We start from the raw sequence: 21,370 nt of genomic DNA on the forward strand, positions 1-21,370 counted from the left end.
ATTATTTTGAGATAATAAAAATATAAAATTTAAGCACAAATGTTCAACAATAGCTTTAAAGAACTTAATTCATATTTTTTTTGAGGCTCTCTAGTTGTTTTTTTGCTTCAGAAGTAACAACCGCTCTAATGGTAATAGACCCATCATCATGCCCTTCTTGCACTATTTCCGCAGAGTTTTCATAAAACCAATCAATAAGCGACATTTCATGAGGTTGTAAAAGATATTCAATGCTTTGCACCTCTCCAAAAATTCGCTTTTCAATGGCTCTTAATAATTGATCGAGTCCATCCCCCTTAAGTGCTGATACCATGAGAGCAGGATTTAATCGCGTCTTTGCGCTTGTTTGTAAAACATTCAATGCTTGCTCATCTAACATATCAATCTTATTCCAAACTTCTATGATATGCTCCATATCATCAATATCGATATCAAGACTTGAAAGCACTTCTAAAACATCTTGGGCATGTGCTCGATGATCAAGATCTGACATATCTCTTACATGAAGAATGAGATCTGCTTCAACCACTTCTTCAAGGGTTGCTCTAAAAGCTGCAATCAAATTCGTTGGCAAGTTAGAAATAAACCCTACAGTATCAGACAAAAGAACAGTTTTTCCATGGGGAAGCACAACTTTGCGCAAAGTCGGATCAAGCGTTGCAAATAACATATTCTTTGCTAAAACATCTGCACCGCTTAAACGGTTAAAAAGAGTTGACTTTCCTGTATTCGTATATCCTACCATTGCTACAACAGGATAAGATGTTTTTTTCCTTTTTGCTCTATGAAGTGCACGTGTTTTAATAACCGTTTGCAATTCGCGGCGAATACGAATAATTTTCTCTTGTAAAAGACGCCTATCTGCTTCAATTTGCGTCTCACCAGGTCCACCTAGGAAGCCACGCCCCCCCCGTTGCCTTTCCAAGTGCGTCCAACTCCGCACAAGCCTCCCTTTTTGATAGGACAAACGCGCTAACTCTACTTGCAAAACTCCTTCTTTTGTTCGTGCACGATCCCCAAAAATTTCAAGAATCAAAGCCGTTCTATCGATAACTTTGCAATTCCATAATTTTTCTAAATTACGCTGCTGTACTGGCGTTAAAAAGTGATCTACAATCGCAAGCTCAATAGAATATTCATCTATATAACAGGTTAACGCATCTACTTTACCTTTTCCAAAGAGAGTCGCAGAGCGAGGCGTTGCAATATTAATCGTTTCATAATTAACAACTTCTAACCTTATAGCACGCGCTAACCCCAATGATTCTTTAACACGAGAAGATATAGAACACTCTCTCAAAGAGCTTTCACTTCTATTTTCTTGAAAAATCGGTATCAGAACAAGTGCGCGCACCTGTTCTGTATTCTGCGAAAATACCCCTCCTAATCTCTCATTTTCATTTATCATAGCAATCTAAGTACTTTTAAATGGGATAAGAGGTCTATCTTAAAATGATATGTTTACTCAGGACTTTCACCCTCAAACATCTGTACAGGCTGTCCAGGCATAATCGTAGAAATAGCATGCTTATAAACCAATTGCGCGTGTCCATCTCGGCGCAAAAGAACACAAAAATTATCAAATGAAGTTACAATACCCGTGAGTTTAACGCCATTGACAAGAAAAATTGTAAGGGAAATTTTTTGCTTACGCACCGTATTTAAAAACACATCTTGCAGGTGTTGTGATCGCTCTGCCATTATTCTTACACCTTTATCTAGATTGCATAAAAATATTCGTGCATGCATATCGACTGAAAAATATCCAATTGTCAACGTAGAAGCTTAAAAATTCAGCAACAAACAACTGAAATTAGAGAAAAAACGGCTCTTTAAGACAATAATAAAGTACAACTTACGAAAAGCTATATTAAATTAAAAATTTTTCTACGTTTACTTTTTTATGAGCTTACAATTCAAAGGCATACTTTTATACATCCTAAGCTATTACGGACTATATGTGATGATGAATCTGCTTCGTTTAGAATCAATAAAAGTAAGCGGACAACAACATTTATGAACGATTATCGATATTAAAGAAAGGCATTCGCACCTTACTGTATATATAACCGCTATTAAATTGTCCTTATTTCAAAGACTGCCGGCTTATAAAGCTTTCTATAAACACAAGTTGTGAACAGTATTTTTGTTTTAGTTAGATTTAAATAATAAATTGTTTTTACTATATTTTATAACATTTTCAAACAGGGTACAAGAAACCGCGTTAACTTTATCTTGATAAGTTTTTAAAATTTTTCCCTAAGCATATTCCTTTCTAAATAATTAACAGCTAGTATGTAGAAATTATGTGGAAGAGGACGTATCCCTTTTCCGGCTGTAAGAGTACGAGGCGAGTATGGCACGCAGAACAAAATTGCAAACATTTGAAGTCGAAGTTGAAGAAGCCCTCACAAAAGCTATGAACTTTGATTTCGATGACACAGGATTTGAAACGATATCATCCAATAATTCTGAAAATGTTGTTAATGTCGATGATCTGATTCAAAAAATTGCAATGGCAGAAGAAGAATTTTTTGCTGAAAACGGTACGTCAACTTTTGTTTCTAATATTCATGATGAAGCTGTTATTGATAAATCCGTTGTTGAACAGCTTTTTGCTCCAAAACCTTCACCTGATATTTCAGGTGGAACTGTTCATAATACATTATTGCCTACAAAACTTCTTCCCGCAAATGATGATATAACAACCCCTGTAAATTTTGGACCATTCAAGCAGCGTTCTTCCTCTCGAGTCTACTGGTACACAACAGCGCTTAGTGCTTTATGGGCAACGGGAGGAGCTTTTATTGCGCATAAGCTCGCACCTACCGGACTCAGCTCCTTATCCAATATCAGCACTTTTGTTACCTCCCCAACAGGACTTGCTGTAGCAGCCGGAACAGCAATTCCTATCCTTATATCTTGGGGCGTTGCTCAATTAACAAAACGTTCAAATGACTTGCATAATATTGCGCTTCTTATGACCAATGCTGCACAGCGCCTTAGTGAACCACAACATCTATCTGAAAAACAAGCTATTGCTATAGGGCAAACCATTCGTGAAGAAGTAGCGGCAATGAACGAAGGTATTGAACGTACTCTCGGACGTGCTGTTGAACTTGAAGCAATCATACAAGGTGAAGTTCACAATCTAGAACAAGCCTATGCTGAGAATGAATCACGCATTCACACATTAATCAAAGAATTAAGTAACGAACGTATAGCCATTTTGAATCATGCAGATCGCGTACAATCAACAATTAAAGGAACCCAAGAACAACTGAGTGATGAATTTGGTTTGGTTACCTCTAACATTGTAACCAATGTTGAAAAGCTTGCACAAACCCTTTCTCAAACTTTACAAAAACAAGGCGAAGACCTCGTTGAAAAACTTTCCTATGCTGGTGATGGCGTAACAAATCAGCTTGTTGAAAAATTTAACAAAACAACAACACAAATTCAGCAGAAAAACACGGAATTTTTTCATGAATTAGGAAAAAACTTCGATGGCTTTGCAAAACGATTTGATCATAATGAAAAACAAATAGAAAAAACTTTTAATGAAACAGCTGAAAAAGCAGAAGTACATGTTGCTAAAATTGCAACACATATACAAGCAGTAACAGATCAAACTTTGCACGCTGTTGATGAAAAGTTTAAAGCCTTGGATAAAGCTCTTATTGATCGTAATAATCAATCTCTACAGAATTTTGATGAGAAGATCTTAAAGCTCGACGACCAAGCACATAAACTCTCTTCTAAATTTGATAACGTAACCTCGCAAGCAATTGGAGCCTTTGAACAACGTTTAGCAACTGTTGATCTTTCTCTTAAAGAACATAGTGATTCCATCATTGATTCCTTTATAGAACGCAGTCAGGCTTTAGAGGATAATGCTGAAAAACTTGGTAACTTCTTGGAAGCTCATGTCTTGAAAATAAATGAGAACCTCCAAGAAAAAACAGCAGACATTACCCATGCATTTACAAATGGACGTGAAGCTATTCTTTCTGCAATTGATAAAAGTAAAGAAAGTCTGAGAGAAGAAATTCAATATGTCGACAATGCCATTGTTGATATCATACAAGAACGTTCACAAGATTTTAAAGTACAACTTTCTGATCAACGAGCTCTTATGGCAGACATGCTCGATAACGAGAAAAATAAAATTGCGGATACATTAAGAAATCAAATTGATGTTTTGTCCCAAAATACTTCTCATATTGAAAGAGTTTTGGCTGATAATGTTCAAGTCGTTGATAAACAAGCTGAAAATCATATTACAAACATCATCCAATGCACTGAAAAGTTACAAGATGTCATTGTACAAAGTTGTAATACAACCCAAGATGCTTTAGAAGCACAAGCGAGAAATATTGATATCCGTGCCGATGCTCTGCGCGATTCTTTAGCGATTAATAGTTTTTCTCTCAATGAAGTTCTTGCCGATCAAGCACGCACACTTGAACAACGCATGGAAACAATCCATAATCTCATTGCAAAAAGTGATATACGTGTCGATGTTGCATTGAAACAACAAATAGATTTAGTTGAGAGTGCAATTGTCGCCAATAATAAAAACATTACTGAAACGGTTCAAGATCATATCAAAAACCTTGAAAGCCATGCCGAAATTTTAAAAAATACGCTCTCTCAATCGAGTGGTGTTTTCTTTGAAACCCTTGAAACACGTATGGAATCATTCGATACAGATCTAGAAGATCGTGCACACAAAATTTTTGAACGGACAACAACGCTAGAGGAAACATTATCTGAAAAATTTAGCCAAATCTGTGAAGCCATTGATATGCAAACATCTGTTATTGAGGAACGTTCTGACACATTAAAAACGTCTCTCATGATTAGTAATGAGCAAAGTCAGATAATTCAACAAGCGCTGGAAAGCAGTGTTGACAATATGCGTGTAACCTTAGAAGACTCTGTTAATACAGTGACAGCTAACCTGCATAATAAGATTATAAAAGCTTCTGATATTCTTTCTTCTACGAGTGAACAAATTCTTTCATCTGTTACAAATGTTACTGCACAAGCAGAAAATATTCTCTCAGAATCAGGCAATCGCATTGTATCAAATGTCAAAAAAACTGTTTATGATACCAGTGAAAAAGTTCTGTCAGTTCTGTCTGAACAAACAGCGCATACTGTCGAAGCTTTCGCAACAGCCAGCCATAATGCACAAGCATTATTGAATGAAACTATTCACACATCAACAACAGCAATAGAACAAGTTCTTAATGAACGCTGTGATGTTCTTCATCACTCTATGCAAAATCTTAAAAATAATTTAGGATATCAGCTCTCTGATGTAACGAGCCGTCTGGAAGATGCTGGAAATCAAACAACAACACAAATTTCACAACATGTTGGAAAAATAACAGAGCTTACAAATCACTTAAATCAAGCAGCGCAAAATACGACAGAATCAATTGATTCTTTAACACAGCATATCGGTGAACAACTCTCTCTTTCCACACAAGATGCTGAACAAAGAATTTATGCGCATAATGAATCTTTAGTGAATAGCTTAACCAAAGCTAACTCTGAAACACTTCAAACAATAACGATTATGAAGGAAGAGCTTGTTAATAATGTCTCATCCATCTTAACACAGTTGAATCAATCAATTTACAATTTTCAGGAAAATAGTAATGTTTTATTATCGGCTGTTCAAAATATTGATGGGCAGTTTAATGAGAGTACGAATAATTTTTTCCGCAACACGGACCAAGTAGCAGAGCGTTTGTCAGCTTCAAATCAAGCGCTCAATACTAATGTTGAAATTCTGCAAGGACTTTCAAAGAGTACCTTTGAACAAATTAATCATATAACGAGCAGTTTTGGTGAACATGCAAAGACACTTTCCCAAACTATTCATGTTCTTGAACAGTCTGAAAATTCACTTAGTGCAACACTTGAAGAAAAACATAATACGCTTTCTGTATTAAGCGATGCTCTTGTTTCAAAGTCTCATGAAATTAATCAAATGATTGGGCATTATGAAAAAATCTTCAACTTAGCACTTGAACGCTCTGATAAGAATGCGCGTAACTCCACAAATTCATTCCAACAATCACTTAATAAGCTTGTTAGTGAAGCATCAACGCGTTTTTCAGAAGCAGCAGAAGATATACGTAGCTCGGCTGATGAAGTTCGTTTAGAGCTTTCAAAGATTAATAATGATATCAATGAAAATGTAAAAAAACTTCCAGAAAAAACAAAAGAAACAACGCAAATAATTCGCACAGCTTTGAATGAACAGATTACAGCGTTACAAGATTTAGTCAGTGTTATACAAAATGATCAAAAGAGCGCACAAAAACAGCTAATATCAGCATTTCCTACATCATCAATGTTTAATCAAAAAAGTGACAGTTCCACTGAGTCTGTTAAAAAGATTGTGCCACCTAAGCCTATTTTGCAACAAGATCAAAGCAAAAAAAGACCAAATAAATGGGTATCAAATCTCTTAGAAAGAGCTTCACGTGAAGAAACATTTTATGATGCTCCCCCTAGTGATGATGTTTTAACATCAGTGCAAACAAAACCATCTCCTGCAAACTGCTCTCTTAATTCATTAGCTTCTGGTATAGTGCAAGCTATTAATCACAATGCCATTATTGAGCTATGGGATCATTATCAACGTGGACAAAAAAACATCGTAACAGAACGCCTTTATACCTTAAATGGACAAAAAATATTTGAAATGATTAAGAAAAAATATATGAGCGATTTTGGGTTTAAACGTTCAGTGAATCAATATGTTACAGATTTCGAAAAGCTCTTACGTGATATATCGCGCAGTTCTGGCTCTTCCAACTCAGTTCGCAAGTACTTGATATCAGATACCGGAAAAGTTTATACTATGCTTGCTCATGCAAGTGGTCGAATCCAATAACAAATAAGAAAGTGGAAAAAGATATTTTTTCCACTTTCTCTCTCCAGTTGTTTTAATGGCTCATCATAGAATGCTTTTTTTTCAACTGTAGCTTTGTACTTCAAAGGTTGGGATAATTGGCATGCGGTTTTCTTTGATATCCTAAGCAATAACCCTAAAGAAGCGTAATGGCTTATCAAACAACGTATCATTCTAAGAATGATAAAGCATGTTTTCTATTTCCTTATCTTTTTCTTAACTCCTTTATTTTTCATAGTTTCATAAAGGTACAAAATCGGTAATAATTATTTTTATTAATTGTGAAAAAAATTCATGCTTTTGTATTAAAATAGCTCATAGAAACACTTCTATTTATTTTTTTAATGTTTTTTATCCACATATTACTCTCGTTTGAATTATGTAAGTAAATATTTTTTATTATATTAGATGAATTTGAGCTAAAAGAATCTTATTGTATTCAAATTTCTCATTCAACATACGAGATGTTTCATTATAAATTATAAAGTTTGCATTATTAAGAGTTCAATTGAATAATAAACAAAACAACTCCCATTTTTAAAGTTCCAATTTCCTTTTAAATAGCTGCAAAAATAATTTATAAATTGCAAATTGTTATTTAAAATTTCTTCTACCTCCCTATAGAAATTTAAATAAAGAAGATGAAGTTAATAGAAAACACTCTTCTTTTCTTTCCTTAAGTTGTAAGCATTGCAAAAAAAATAATGGCTTGGTAATGTAATTATTAGTAATATTTTATTCGTTTGTAGACTAATCAATTTTTACGGGTTTTATTAAGGAAAGAAAAAACTAATCGTGCTGCTATCAATGAAATTATTCATGCACACAAACAAAAAGAATCATCAAACTGGTTTTACGATCCAGAAGAATTTTCTCATACTCATGCATTTTGATATTCAGAGAAATGAGGATTTATTAGTGGACAAAACCTTATCGTAGATGGAACATCTCATATACACATACGCTAACTTGGATATCATAAAAATGTCTAGAGAACGAAATAGTGATTTCAGTTCACCAAAAGCTGAACTTGACAGTGCCGCACTTTTTTATCACCAGTACCCTAAACCTGGAAAATTGGAAATACAAGCAACAAAACCTCTTGATAATCAACGTGATTTAGCTCTTGCTTATTCTCCAGGTGTTGCTGCACCATGTCTTGCAATTCATGAAGATCCTAATCTTGCTGCTCAATATACCTCCCGTTCTAATTTAGTCGCTGTTATATCCAATGGAACTGCTGTTCTTGGTTTAGGAAATATTGGTCCTCTTGCTTCAAAGCCAGTTATGGAAGGTAAAGCCGTTTTATTCAAAAAATTTGCGAATATTGATGTCTTTGATATTGAAATTGATGCATCCGATATAGAACAAATGGTACAAACGGTATCGACTTTAGAACCTACATTTGGTGGTATTAATCTTGAAGACATTAAGGCTCCTGAATGTTTTGACATCGAAGAAAAGCTTCGTGCTAAAATGAAAATTCCAGTTTTTCATGATGACCAACATGGAACTGCCATTATTGTTTCTGCGGCTGTATTAAATGCCTTAAATCTTTCAGGAAAAAAAATTGAAAATGCAAAAATAGTTACCTCAGGTGCAGGTGCTGCTGCCCTCGCTTGCCTTAATCTTTTGGTTCGTCTTGGGGCAAAAGTTGAAAATATTTGGCTTAGTGACTTAGAGGGAGTTGTTTATGAAGGTCGCAAGACCCTTATGGATCGTTGGAAAATCAATTACGCACAAAAAACGGACGCACGAACTTTATCTGATATTATTGATGATGCGGATATTTTTCTAGGCCTATCTGCAGGTGGTGTTTTAAAGCCTGAATATCTTAAAAGAATGGCTCAAAATCCACTCATTTTAGCACTGGCTAATCCAGTACCAGAAATTATGCCTGAAGAAGCACGCTCTATACGACCAGATGCAATGATCTGCACAGGACGCTCTGATTATCCCAATCAAGTTAATAATGTCCTTTGTTTTCCCTATATCTTCCGTGGTGCATTAGACGTAGGTGCTAGTGCAATTAATGAAGAAATGAAAATGGCCGCTGTTCATGCGATTGCTGCCCTTGCACGTGAAGAAACTTCAGATGTTGTAGCACGTGCATACTCAAAAGAACCACCCAATTTTGGACCAGACTATCTAATCCCCTCTCCTTTTGATCCGCGTTTAATACTGCGTATTGCCCCCGCTGTTGCTAAAGCAGCAATGACAACTGGTGTCGCCATTCGTCCCATTGAAGATATGGAGGCCTACTACGATATCCTCAATCGATTTGTCTTTCTTTCTGGTTTAACAATGAAACCTGTTTTTGCTGCAGCAAAAACAGCAAAACGTAAACGCGTCATCTATGCCAATGGTGAAGATGAACGCGTCCTTCGTGCAGCACAAGTTGTCATTGAAGAACAAACAGCAACGCCCCTCCTTATCGGCCGTCCACATGTCGTAGAAGCAAGATTGAAACGCTTTGGTTTAAGAATTCGTCCTGGTATAGATTTTGAATTAACAAACCCTGAAGATGATCCACGTTTTCGTGATTATGTTAATTTATTTTTTCATTATACAGGGAGGCGTGGTGTTACGCCTGAAATGGCAAAAACAGTAGTGAGAACATCAACAACGGCTATTGCTGCCCTTGCCGTTATGCGTGAAGAAGCAGATGCAATGATTTGCGGCTTAGAAGGACGCTTTGAACGTCAACTTGAATTGATTGAACAAATTATCGGTCTTGATCCTCATGTTCACCGTTTTTCTGCTATGAGTTTGCTTATCTCTCAACAACGTACTCTTTTCCTCACAGATACTTACGTCAATGAAAATCCTTCTGCAGAAGAAATCGCTGAAATGACTGTGTTGGCAGCTCAAGAAGTTGAAGCATTTGGAATAACACCAAAAGCAGCCTTATTATCACACTCAAACTTTGGTTCTAAAAACACAGAAAGTGCGCGTAAAATGCGACGTGCAACAGAAATTCTTGCCAAATTACACCCTGATTTAGAAGCAGATGGTGAAATGCATGCTGATGCTGCCCTTTCCAAAGTTTTTCGTGATCGTGTTTTTCCTAATTCTCGTCTTAAAAGTGAAGCTAATTTGCTTGTCTTTCCAACACTTGATTCAGCCAATATCACGCTCAACACTGTTAAAAGCCTCACAAATGCACTCCATGTTGGTCCTATTCTAATCGGGGCAGCACGTCCCGCCCATATCTTAACGCCTTCAGTAACTTCTCGGGGAATTGTTAATATAACAGCCCTTGCTGTCCTTGCTGCCAATAGAAAAAATAGTCTTGTAAAATAAATGCGCAATAAAATTTCAAAGTTTTTTAAATATTGAGATATAGTATTTCATGTACTGTAAACCTCTTTTCTCTATAGATAAAGACAGCTATATTCTGGATTAAGTCTTTTTTTTAAAGAGAAAAAAGGCTAGAAGAACAATATTAAATGTATTTTGAATTTACTAACTCTATAATAAGGAATCCGTACATTGCCTTCCACGTTTGATAAAGTTGCTGATATCATTGCAGAAATCAGTGAAATTGATCGCAATACAATTACACCTGAGAGTCATACAATTGACGATTTAGGAATCGACAGTCTTGATTTTCTTGATATTGTTTTCGCTATTGATAAAGCTTTCGGAATAAAAGTCCCTCTAGAACAATGGACACAAGAAGTCAACGAAGGTACCGTTGCAACAGAAGAATACTTTGTTCTTAAAAACCTTTGTGCAAAAATTGATGATCTCGTTGCCTTAAAACAAGCAGAGTAGTTTTTTCGCCATGCATGATCAATCTGTATTCATCACTGGTATAGGTCTCATAAGCTCTTTGGGGGCAGGAACTGATCAACATTGGAATCTCTTAAATGATCCAATCCGTACACCAAACCTAGATTATACAACTTTTTCACCTTACACGGTTCATAAATTGCCCGAAATTGATTGGAGTTTACAAATTCCTAAAAAAAGTGATCAACGGCAAATGGGAACATGGCAGCGTCTTGGTACCTATGCGGCTGGTCTTGCTCTTGATGATGCCGGCATGAAAAATAATGAACAACTCACTTCAACAATGGATATGATCGTAGCGGCAAGTGGGGGAGAACGTGATATTACTGTTGATACACAGATTCTTTCTAAAGCTCGCGCAGTTGCCGATCATACTTCTATGTTAAATGTTGCTCTTTCAACTGAACTTCGTCCAACATTATTTTTGGCACAACTTTCAAACCTTTTGGCAGGAAACATTTCAATTGTTCATAAAGTCACTGGATCATCTCGTACATTTATGGGAGAAGAAGGCAGTGGTCTTTCTGCACTTCAAATTGCTGTAGCTCGTATTAAATCAGGTCAAAGCACCCATGCTCTTGTAGGAAGTTCCTATAATGCACAAAGTTATGATATGTTGTTGGCGCATGAGCTTGGTGGTCTTTTAACCCATAATGGATGGAGCCCAGTGTGGGATCGTGGAATCTATCCAGGCGGCGGTGTCATAGCAGGTTCTGGTGGGATCTTCCTAGTTATTGAAAGTGGAGAACATGCCAAAAAACGCAATGCACGTGCTTATGCTGAAATTAGCCAAATTATTACAGACCAAACAGATAGAACCAAAATTCCACTTAGAGATTCAATTGCAACAATGTTAAAAACTGCGGGCGCTAAATCTGCCTTAGCCATTTCAGCAGCCTCAGGAGCTCACGAAGCAACAAAAGCAGAACAAAATGCTCTTGATAATGCTGATCTATCTTACCGTGGCATTACAACATTATTTGGTTATATGCGGGAAGCACAATTTCCTCTAGCTCTAGCTCTTGCAGCACTTTCAATTGAAAAAAAACATTGTTTTCCAGCGTTAAGTCCTCATGAAAAACCTTTTTCTAAAGAAGTACGTGAAATATTTGTTACAACTATTGGTATAAAAAGAGCTGAAGGTATTGTGCGTCTTACAGCTGTTTGAAGGGGAATTTCTATAGTGAAATATCATGATCATTTTGGGCGTCCACTTGTAGCAATAACTGGTGCAGGCATTGTCACATCACTGGGACAAGGGAAACATGAAAATTGGCAAAAATTAACAAGTGGTGTAAGTGGTATCCACAAAATAACACGTTTTCCCGTTGAGGGATTAAATACATATATTGCTGGAACAATTGATTTTCTTAAAGAAAGTACACTTGGTGCTTCAGCTCTCTCTGAGAAGCTTGCATATCTTTCTGCTGAAGAAGCTTTAGAACAAGCTGCTATTGATAAAAAAAAATTTAATGGACCACTCTTTCTAGCTGCTCCTCCTGTTGAACTTGAATGGAAAGCACGTTTTAGTCTTGATCAAGAGGAGGAATTCAATAATGAGCCTTCTTATGCACATCTTCTTAAAGTCTGTAAGGATAAACTCCATGAGACGCTTTTTGAAGCCACACAATTTGGTGCAATTGCAGAAAAACTTCAAAAAACATTTGGCACAAAAGGACTTCCTGTTACACTTTCCACTGCCTGTGCATCTGGTGCAACAGCAATTCAATTAGGTGTTGAGTCTATTAGACGGGGAGAAACAAATCGAGCTCTCATAATTGCGACAGATGGATCAGTTTCAGCAGAATCTCTCATCCGTTTTTCGTTACTATCTGCTCTTTCAACTCAGAATGAGCCTCCAGAAAAAGCAGCAAAACCCTTTAGCCGTGATCGAGATGGTTTTGTTATGGCAGAAGGCTCAGGCGCTCTTGTTCTTGAATCTCTTCAAAGCGCATTAAACCGTAATGCTACAGTTTTAGGAATTTTAGCTGGCTGTGGAGAAACCGCCGATGACTTTCACCGTACACGTTCAAAACCCGATGCATCACCAGCAATTGAATCCGTTCGCAAAGCTTTAAACGATGCAAAAATAACCATCAATGAAATTGACTATATTAATGCCCACGGAACTTCAACACCTGAAAATGAGAAAATGGAATATCTTGCATTATCAACAGTATTCGGTGATCTTTTAGAGCATATTCCTGTCTCTTCTAATAAATCAATGATTGGGCATACATTAACTGCTGCTGGTGCAATAGAAGCGGTTTTTTCGCTTTTAACCATTCAATCGGGAATACTCCCACCAACAATAAATTATGATAATCCTGACCCTACTATCCCCTTAGATGTTGTTCCTCATCATAGCCGTAAGTCCTGTGTCAATGCGGTTTTGTCAAACTCATTTGGATTTGGTGGTCAAAATATGAGTCTTGTTATCACTGCATATAAAGGATAATCCTGTAATAATAAAATTTTATAACGCTAACCAATAATATATTTAAGGGGGATGATAATGCGTGCACTGCAACTCTTCGATGATCGTCGGCTTGAAATCACCAATATTTCCCCGCCATCTTCACCTAGTATAGGTGAAGTAACTGTGCGGATAAAAGCCGTTGCTCTTAATCATATTGATGTATGGGGATGGCGTGGCATGGCTTTTGCGAAAAGAAAAATGCCACTCATCATTGGTGCAGAAGCCTCTGGTGAGGTTATACAAATAGGAGATGGCGTTGAACATCTCCAACTTGGACAGATTGTCTCAATTTATGGTGCACAAACCTGCGGAGTATGCCAAGCTTGTCATGAAGGACGGGATAATCTTTGCAGTAATGTAAAGGGAGTCTATGGTTTTCACCTTGATGGATTTGCGTGTGAGCTTGTCAATTTGCCAGCACGTTTATTAGTTCCATCACCTCCCCAATGTGATGAATTGCAAGCAGCAGTTGCTCCAATTACTTTTGGTACCGTAGAACATATGCTTTTCGATAACGCAAAACTACAAGCAGGAGAAACAATCCTAGTACAGGCTGGTGGCTCAGGTATTGGTTCTGCAGCCATTCAACTTGCAAAACACATGGGCTGTACAGTTATCACAACTGTAGGTTCAGATGAAAAAATTGCAAAAGCGCACTCTCTTGGGGCAGATCATGTGATTAATTATCGTAAAGATCGTTTTGAAGGTGTAGTGCGTAAATTAACCCAAAAAAAAGGTGTTGACGTTGTTTTTGAGCATGTTGGTGTCGATACATGGAACGGTTCTCTGTTATGTATGAAAAAAGGAGCACGCTTAGTGACTTGCGGTTCTACCTCTGGTGTTTCAGCACCAATAAATCTCATGCAATTATTCCAGCAACAGCTTAAGATATTCGGTTCATTTGGCTGCCGTATGGAAAATATGAAAAATGCCATGCAAAAAATGGCACAAAAAGCCGTACACCCTGTCATTGATACAATTGTTGGGCTGGATGAAATTGATACAGCTTTAAAACGAATGGAGAGTCGTGATGTTTTTGGTAAAATTATCCTTAAAATCGATTAAATCATGATGAAGCTTTCTCTTAAAAATCTCATATATCGTATTAAAATTATAGCTAAAAAAATATCCTACTTGTTATGGGCATATCTACTCTTTGGTTCTTTATTTATTCTAAAATGTTTTCCAGCCAAAATGGGAATTTCTTTTTTTGCTTGGTTAGCAAAAAAAATTGGTCCCCTTGTACATCGTCATCAAATCACACTTGCAAACCTTAGGAGTGCATATCCAGAAAAAACAGAGCAAGAACTCCGTGCGATTGCAATAGAAATGTGGGAAAATATAGGACGTTTCCTAGCTGAATATATTTTTCTTGATAAAATTTTTGATTTTGATCCTCATGCAGACGAGCCAGGTTTCATTGAGGTTAAAGGCATTGAAATATTTGAGCGATTAAAAAATGAAAAAAAACCACATATTTTTTTCACCGCACATACTGGCAATTTTGAACTTCTGCCTATTTGTGCACAAAGTTTTGATCTTAATGTTACGGTATTATTTAGACCACCCAATAATCCCTATGTTGCCAAACGAATCCTTAAAGCACGACAAACTTCTATGGGACATCTTGTTCCCTCCAAGGCCGGTGCAGCATGGGCATTAGCAGCCAAATTAGAAGAAGGTGAAAATGTTGGTATGCTCGTTGATCAAAAATTTCGCCGCGGTATCATGGGAACATTTTTTAACAGACCTCTTAAAACAAACCCCTTAATTATAAAACTTGCTCGACAATATGACTGTGATATTTATCCAGCACGTTGTATTCGTTTGCCTAGTGGACGTCATCGTTTAGAGTTATATGAACATGTAGAACTTCCACGTGATGAAAAAAATGATATCGATATAGCTGCTTCTACACAAAAATTAAATGATATTGTTGAATCTTGGGTCCGTGAATATCCTGGACAATGGATGTGGTTACATAGACGTTGGGACATCTAACATAAGCTCTATTGCTTACAAAGGAAGTGCAAAATGTTGGCCTCAAAAGATATCAAAGATCTCACTGCAATTATCACTGCATTACGAAACTCTGATAATGGTTGTATCTGGCATAAAAAACAAACTTTTGAATCCCTCATACCCTATATGCTCGAAGAAGTTTACGAAGTCATTGATGCCATTGAACGAAAAAATCGAAAGGATCTCTGTGAAGAACTTGGGGATCTTCTTTTACAAGTTGCCTATCATGCTACCATAGCACAAGAAGAAGGCAGCTTTACTTTTGAAGATGTTGTTTATGCAATCACGGAAAAAATGATTCGACGCCATCCTCATGTTTTTGGAAATGCCGAGCAAAAAAAACGAGGATTTATAAAAGAGGAGTGGGAATATATAAAAAAAAGAGAACAGGTTGAACAAAAAAGAATGTGCGAAGAAAAAAACAACAATTCCTCCATAAGCATACTCGCAACAGTAAAACAAATCCAGCCAGCAAACCAAGAGGCACTTGCTTTACAAGAAACAGCAGCTAAAGTAGGTTTTGATTGGCAAAAAAGTGATAAAGTTTTTGAAAAAATAGAAGAAGAACTGGAAGAGCTCAAAGAAGCCATCAAAAATAAACAAAACTCAGAGATAGAAGCAGAGTTTGGAGATCTCTACTTTATACTTCTTAATCTCGCGCGCCACTTAGCGATTGATTCACAAAAAGCATTAAAAAAAACGAATATAAAATTTCGAAATCGTTTCGCCTATATTGAAGAAAAGCTATCCACTCAATCTAAAACGCTCACTGACGCATCCTTGAATGAAATGGAAGCACTTTGGAAGCAAGCTAAAAATGAACGATAAAAAATAGTAGATTTCTTCTACCTAAAAGAACAAGCCCCTCTAAAATTACTAAATTATAATTTAGCTCAGCTCAATTTGTTTTATATTGATCCTGCGTAGCAGGACGAAGTTCCACCGATTCGCCACACCCGCATGCTGATACTTGATTAGGATTTTTAAAGACAAAACCAGACCGAAGCGTTGTCACTTCATAATCCATCTGCGTCCCTAATAAAAATAATACCGCATCATGTGCTACAAAAACACGGGCACCATTCACTTCAACAACATCCGCATCTATCCCCTTTTCTTTGACAAGAGTAATTGTATACTCCATCCCTGCACAACCACCTTTTTTGATACCAACAAGAATACCCTGTGCATCTTTTGCATCCATAATCGCTTTAACACGATCCACTGCTGCTTGCGTCAAATTTATTACCGAAAAACGGCTCATCCTTTACTCTTTTCTTAGTTCAATAGACACTTTGAAAGTTTTTCCTCTACAATATTTTATCTGATATTTTAGAAAAAAAAAAAACAAAACATGAATTAAAGCATTCTGATCTTGCTTATTTCGGTAAAAATACATACCCGTAAAATGAGATTTGTGATTATACAATCCAGAACTTACAATTTTTTATCCATATAAAATGAAAATACCTCGTCTATAAAACTCTAAAAAACGAAAACTTTTCAAAACCATACATTCACTCCTCTTCTTTTGAAAATCTTTATCTTTTTAGAAAAGTAACGATTAGGTAAGAAAAAAATATACCTTCAGCACTCATTTGCTCCAATTCATACCCCTAAATTCACCAATCTTACCCCCTCCTCACAATCTCAAAAGTAATTAAATGCATACATCTATTAACTATAGAGCTAAAAATTTAATGATCACAAAGAATTTTACAAATTCGTTGTTTATCTTGAATTAACAACAAAATATTGATGTCCAAAAATTTTACTTTCAAAAGCTCTAAGTGCAAGAGCATTTTAGATTTTATTCTGTTTATTTTTTCTCTTGCCTTTAAAGAAACAGTCATTTAATCGTTTTACACGAACTCGGAGCGTAGCGCAGCTTGGTAGCGCACTTGACTGGGGGTCAAGGGGTCGTGGGTTCAAATCCCGCCGCTCCGACCATTTTTAAAATGCTATAAAATAAGCTTACTTAAAAAGTGAATCATTATGCATTTCAATTGCACACACATGAACTTTTTCTTCAACGTAGAATAATGTGCAATGACATTTTATCAAAAATTCGAGATAAGCTGTTTTATTAAAATGCGCTTCGTTCTTAGGAAAACACATACGAAACGCGAGACCTTTTGCCTCGCGTTTTTTATTCTTCAGAAAAATTTATAATTATCCGATCTCATATTTTCTAAATTTTCTTTACACGATAACGTCGCTGTTATCATTTTTTGTAATGGATGGTGACATCTGTACGGTTATCTTTTTGGGTTTTAATTCAGCTGGCATTTCCCTTTTAAGCTGAATATGAAGAAGCCCATCTCCAAGTTCTGCCCCAATAACCTTAACATGATCAGCCAAATGAAAACGCCGTTCAAAAGCACGCGAAGCAATACCTCGATAAAGGAATTCTCGCTCTTCATCATCATTTTTAGACTTTCTGTCTCCCTTAACGATCAGCTGGTTACAATGCGTTTCAATATCAATTTCATCTTGAGAAAAACCAGCAACAGCCATAGAAATTCTATAAGAATCTTCAGTTAAACGCTCGATATTATAAGGGGGATAAGAAGAAACTTCCTCTGGTTGTGTTCTAGAATCAAACCAGTTAAAAAGATGATCAAAACCTACTGTGGAACGATAAAATGGTGAAAAATCTACTTGACGCATAATATTGCCCTCCTCTAGAGCGACTATAATTTATAACTAATTCACAAAGTTCCCATATGGCAAACTTACTTGCGAACCTGCAGCCCCATCATGGCAACCGCACTATATTATCTAGTAATCGTTTTTCTTTATTTCAACTCTTTGGGACCTAAATTGATAAAAACTATCTAAAAAGCAATATACCCCTTTTTTAATCCTCTTTCTTTATTACATAAATGTCAAAGTACTAAGTGGCAAATACACTGTAAAGGATTTCAATTGGAAACACCTCTTTATCCCATAGACTGGGGTTCCACTTCTCTTAATATCCATCATGATACTCTTAAAATAGCAATAGATCACGAAATTCGTTTTGCTATAACATATCCTGAGGTGGAAAAATCTAAGGGAACAATTGTTATTCTCAAAAGCTACGCAAATACTTTAGAAAAATATTTTTTATTAATAAATGAAATTTCTAAACGCGGTTTTCATACAGCAATATTTGACTGCTTTGATCAAGAAAAAACATCCTTCAAGATAAGAAAACAAAGCCGACATCATTGTTTTGATATAAATAATGATATTAATGACTTATATAAATTTCTTAAAAGTATTGTTTATCCTAATTGTCCGCCGCCTTACTCTATGCTCGCCTATGGCATAGGTGGATTGATAGCACTTAGCGGATTAGATCTCATTAATCATCAGTTTAATAGATTGCTCTGTGTTTCTCCCCTTTTTGCTCCATTCGGCAATAAAACGAATGGTTTTCAACATAAGTTAACACAATTTCTTTCTGATATAGGTCTTGGCTTTATACCAGCGAAAGATAGTAAAAAATTAAACAAGACAAAACAAAAAAATATACAATTGGGACACATACATAAAGTGCCGCTCCCTTCCATTAAGCCCCCAACATCCCAATGGATGGCTTCAGTATTTAATGCGATTGATTCTATGAAGAGAAATGTACTTCATGGAGATTTACGAATCCCAACACTCTTTATTCTTGCCAATCAAAACAATATTGCAAACAACATTGAAGTGCGGCAATTATGCCAACACACACGTCTAACAGAAAGTATTACTATTACAGGCGCTGAACTGGATACAATTATGATTAACGAAGATTATAAAAAACAATTTTGGGCTGCATTTGATGCCTTTATTCCCGATAATGTATCTGTAAAATAACATTAAACCTTAATTTCCGCTCCGCCCCATCAAAAAAGAAAGTTTCTACGAGCATTGGATCTACAAACACTTTTAAATATAATAGATTTTTCTTTCCAACCACTCATATGATTTGTTTTCTAGCCTTTACAGGCAAGCCATAACCTAAATATTCACCACGCATTCTACTAAAAAACTAATATACAAAGTATATCATTACATTAAACAATATTATTTTACATCATAAAAAATAACTTAATAAAAAAACTATTTATATAAATAAAAATAATAAATCTATCTTAATATAACATGATACATATTTACAAATAAAGCATCAAAATACTATTTTTTATCTGTTATTAAGTGATAATTTAATATTATTCTAGAAAAAAATAGTTTTCATCTATTTAAGGAAAAAACTGGAAATAAAGCACATTTATAATATTTATTACAAATCTCTATAAAAACAAATAACTATAAAATTTCTATTTCTTAGGAGAACTTTTTAAAAACAATAAATTAACATAATATTCTTCTAATTTCTCGATATATGAAAACCCTACAATAACGGTTTTCATAAGTTTTTTAATGGAATTCTGATAATAATCAGTAACTTTAAAAGAAAAGATAGTAAAGAATCATCTTAGTAGTTTTAGAGACCCCCTTCTTTTTTCAAAAACACATATATTTCGAATTTAACCAACTCACAACGAATATGCTGTATTTTGAATCAGAATGTAAGAATTAACCATTTTGCCATTCATTTCAATTATGAGCATTTTACCATCTTTTTTATAAATACTCTATGTTGTATAATTGATGCGGCAAAACTCTGACAAATGGAGCCATTGGAATATAATCATGAAACGAATCCTGCTCGCAGAAGATGATAACGATATGCGTCGCTTTCTCGTAAAAGCCCTAGAACGTGCAGGCTACGAAGTCGCCGACTTCGATAATGGTATTAGCGCATATGAACGTTTACAAGAAGAACCATTTTCCCTTCTCCTGACTGATATTGTGATGCCAGAGATGGACGGAATCGAACTCGCACGACGTGCTACTGAGATTGACCCTGATTTACGAGTAATGTTCATTACAGGTTTTGCAGCGGTAGCACTCAATTCAAATAGTGATGCCCCTCCTGATGCAAAGGTTCTCTCTAAGCCATTTCACTTACGTGAACTCGTCAATGAAGTTGAAAAGATCCTTATCGCTGCTTAAAAAGTATTTTTTAAAGTTATTTGCATCTGTTGAAAGAGAAAATTAAATTAGGCATTGACGTTTGGCATTCTATATGGTGTATGCAACATCAATGAATGGGCGTGTAGCTCAGCGGGAGAGCACTACGTTGACATCGTAGGGGTCACAGGTTCAATCCCTGTCACGCCCACCATTCAACTTTATAGTATAAATAAATTATTGAGTTATCGTATTCTTCCAAGGTACGGGATGCGTAAATAAAGATTCGGAAATAAGATTGTGCAACATGCCTCTACAAAGGGCATACTTTTTACGGAGTGTTTCTAATATTTTTTACGTTCTGATAGCGCCTCTTGGGGGAAAGCCATCTAAAAGTATCACAAACGTAATAACAGCCTCATTTTGCAACAGATTAGAAGTTTGATTTTAAAATTCTTTCCACAAGCATAGGCTTCCGTTCTGAAAAATATTGTTTGTTTCCTGATCTATCCCCTGTTTTTCTTAATTCTTTCATGTCTATTGGTATACAACTTGTTGTCCAAACAGTTAGATATAACCACAGTCACTTCGATAGATATAAAACACTTAACCTTAGAGCTGTATTTTGAGTTTACCAATTACAGATTATAATAAAATATTAAAAAGAGTAAAAAACACGATAAAAGCAAATTTTTTCATTCTAAAAATACATTGATTTATAATCATGTTTTATTGTTTGCTATGTTGAATGAGAAATCCGAATATCGTAATGTTTTCTTATTTCAAACCTATTTATATTGAATCAAACAAAACCGTCTCTCTTACACGTCATAAGAGGAATTAGTATTAAGTAAAAATTGTATAAAAAGCACAAAAACGCCGATAAATGCCTCAAGTACTGAGATCTATTGCAACATCGGAGGCTGACAAATAGGCAAAGTGTATGATAATGTCAGCTTATTTCTTCATAAGTGTAAAGATGATGGAGCTCAATGGATTTATCATTGTACCATTCACGAGCGCCAGCGTGAAGTGAGCTTTAAGAGATATCTCTTAAAACAAAGCCTGTAAAATGGCATTCTCTTCACACTGTATTCCTATTGAAATAATGATCACCTTGAACCGTGTGAGTT

General features: G+C 35.8%; 14 protein-coding genes and 2 tRNA genes. 12 read left to right on the top strand and 4 right to left on the bottom strand.

Translation table 11 applies throughout. The features are described 5' to 3' along the window. Positions 1 to 64 precede the first annotated feature (64 nt). A complete protein-coding gene (gene hflX, locus ACFIQC_RS02540; RefSeq protein ID WP_375611565.1) occupies positions 65 to 1,408 on the bottom strand; it encodes a GTPase HflX in 1,344 nt (447 codons plus the stop codon). Between the two features lie 53 nt (positions 1,409 to 1,461). Continuing rightward, positions 1,462 to 1,701: an RNA chaperone Hfq gene (gene hfq / locus ACFIQC_RS02545; protein WP_005773461.1), complete on the bottom strand. Its 240-nt coding sequence runs from the start codon at positions 1,699 to 1,701 to the stop codon at positions 1,462 to 1,464. A 655-nt stretch (positions 1,702 to 2,356) separates the two neighbouring features. Between hfq and ACFIQC_RS02550 the strand changes: the two genes are divergently transcribed. The 8 genes from ACFIQC_RS02550 to mazG all read left to right on the top strand — a co-directional run bounded on the left by ACFIQC_RS02550 (position 2,357) and on the right by mazG (position 16,058). Next, complete coding sequence (locus ACFIQC_RS02550) at positions 2,357 to 6,916, top strand: hypothetical protein (protein WP_375673784.1); 4,560 nt, start codon at positions 2,357 to 2,359, stop codon at positions 6,914 to 6,916. Between the two features lie 1,002 nt (positions 6,917 to 7,918). Further along, complete coding sequence (locus tag ACFIQC_RS02555; RefSeq protein ID WP_375706693.1) at positions 7,919 to 10,237, top strand: NADP-dependent malic enzyme; 2,319 nt, start codon at positions 7,919 to 7,921, stop codon at positions 10,235 to 10,237. Positions 10,238 to 10,426: 189 nt separating this feature from the next. Next, complete coding sequence (locus ACFIQC_RS02560; protein ID WP_005773457.1) at positions 10,427 to 10,711, top strand: acyl carrier protein; 285 nt, start codon at positions 10,427 to 10,429, stop codon at positions 10,709 to 10,711. A 10-nt stretch (positions 10,712 to 10,721) separates the two neighbouring features. Further along, a complete protein-coding gene (locus ACFIQC_RS02565; protein WP_375651261.1) occupies positions 10,722 to 11,897 on the top strand; it encodes a beta-ketoacyl-ACP synthase in 1,176 nt (391 codons plus the stop codon). 15 nt (positions 11,898 to 11,912) lie between these two features. Next, entirely contained in the window at positions 11,913 to 13,187 is a 1,275-nt protein-coding gene (locus ACFIQC_RS02570) for a beta-ketoacyl-ACP synthase (RefSeq protein ID WP_375611561.1), read from the top strand. A gap of 57 nt (positions 13,188 to 13,244) precedes the next feature. After that, entirely contained in the window at positions 13,245 to 14,273 is a 1,029-nt protein-coding gene (locus tag ACFIQC_RS02575; protein WP_375613072.1) for a zinc-binding dehydrogenase, read from the top strand. A 6-nt stretch (positions 14,274 to 14,279) separates the two neighbouring features. Continuing rightward, positions 14,280 to 15,209, top strand: a complete 930-nt coding sequence (locus ACFIQC_RS02580) for a lipid A biosynthesis lauroyl acyltransferase (protein WP_273791402.1) — start codon at positions 14,280 to 14,282, stop codon at positions 15,207 to 15,209. A gap of 33 nt (positions 15,210 to 15,242) precedes the next feature. Next, a complete protein-coding gene (gene mazG / locus ACFIQC_RS02585) occupies positions 15,243 to 16,058 on the top strand; it encodes a nucleoside triphosphate pyrophosphohydrolase (RefSeq protein ID WP_375621309.1) in 816 nt (271 codons plus the stop codon). Positions 16,059 to 16,128: 70 nt separating this feature from the next. Here mazG and ACFIQC_RS02590 read toward each other — a convergent pair whose 3' ends face one another. After that, positions 16,129 to 16,494 carry an iron-sulfur cluster assembly accessory protein gene (locus ACFIQC_RS02590; protein WP_375618518.1) on the bottom strand — a complete coding sequence of 122 codons (366 nt, stop codon included), beginning with the start codon at positions 16,492 to 16,494 and terminating at the stop codon, positions 16,129 to 16,131. Between the two features lie 609 nt (positions 16,495 to 17,103). Between ACFIQC_RS02590 and ACFIQC_RS02595 the strand changes: the two genes are divergently transcribed. Further along, positions 17,104 to 17,180, top strand: a tRNA-Pro gene (locus tag ACFIQC_RS02595). A 252-nt stretch (positions 17,181 to 17,432) separates the two neighbouring features. On the opposite strand, the gene ACFIQC_RS02600 is transcribed toward ACFIQC_RS02595, so the two are convergent. Beyond that, positions 17,433 to 17,900, bottom strand: a complete 468-nt coding sequence (locus tag ACFIQC_RS02600; protein ID WP_375611558.1) for an Hsp20 family protein — start codon at positions 17,898 to 17,900, stop codon at positions 17,433 to 17,435. Positions 17,901 to 18,158: 258 nt separating this feature from the next. Here ACFIQC_RS02600 and ACFIQC_RS02605 point away from each other — a divergent pair, with 258 nt between their 5' ends. From ACFIQC_RS02605 to ACFIQC_RS02615, 3 genes are all read left to right on the top strand, one after another. After that, positions 18,159 to 19,076 (top strand): serine aminopeptidase domain-containing protein, encoded by a 918-nt coding sequence (locus ACFIQC_RS02605; RefSeq protein WP_375621311.1) that lies wholly within the window; start codon positions 18,159 to 18,161, stop codon positions 19,074 to 19,076. Between the two features lie 840 nt (positions 19,077 to 19,916). After that, positions 19,917 to 20,279 (top strand): cell cycle two-component system response regulator CpdR, encoded by a 363-nt coding sequence (gene cpdR, locus ACFIQC_RS02610; protein ID WP_005773448.1) that lies wholly within the window; start codon positions 19,917 to 19,919, stop codon positions 20,277 to 20,279. 97 nt (positions 20,280 to 20,376) lie between these two features. Then, positions 20,377 to 20,451, top strand: a tRNA-Val gene (locus ACFIQC_RS02615). Positions 20,452 to 21,370 lie beyond the last annotated feature (919 nt).

Source organism: Bartonella sp. AA126HLJHH (assembly GCF_042197425.1).
Classification (GTDB): Bacteria; Pseudomonadota; Alphaproteobacteria; order Rhizobiales; family Rhizobiaceae; genus Bartonella.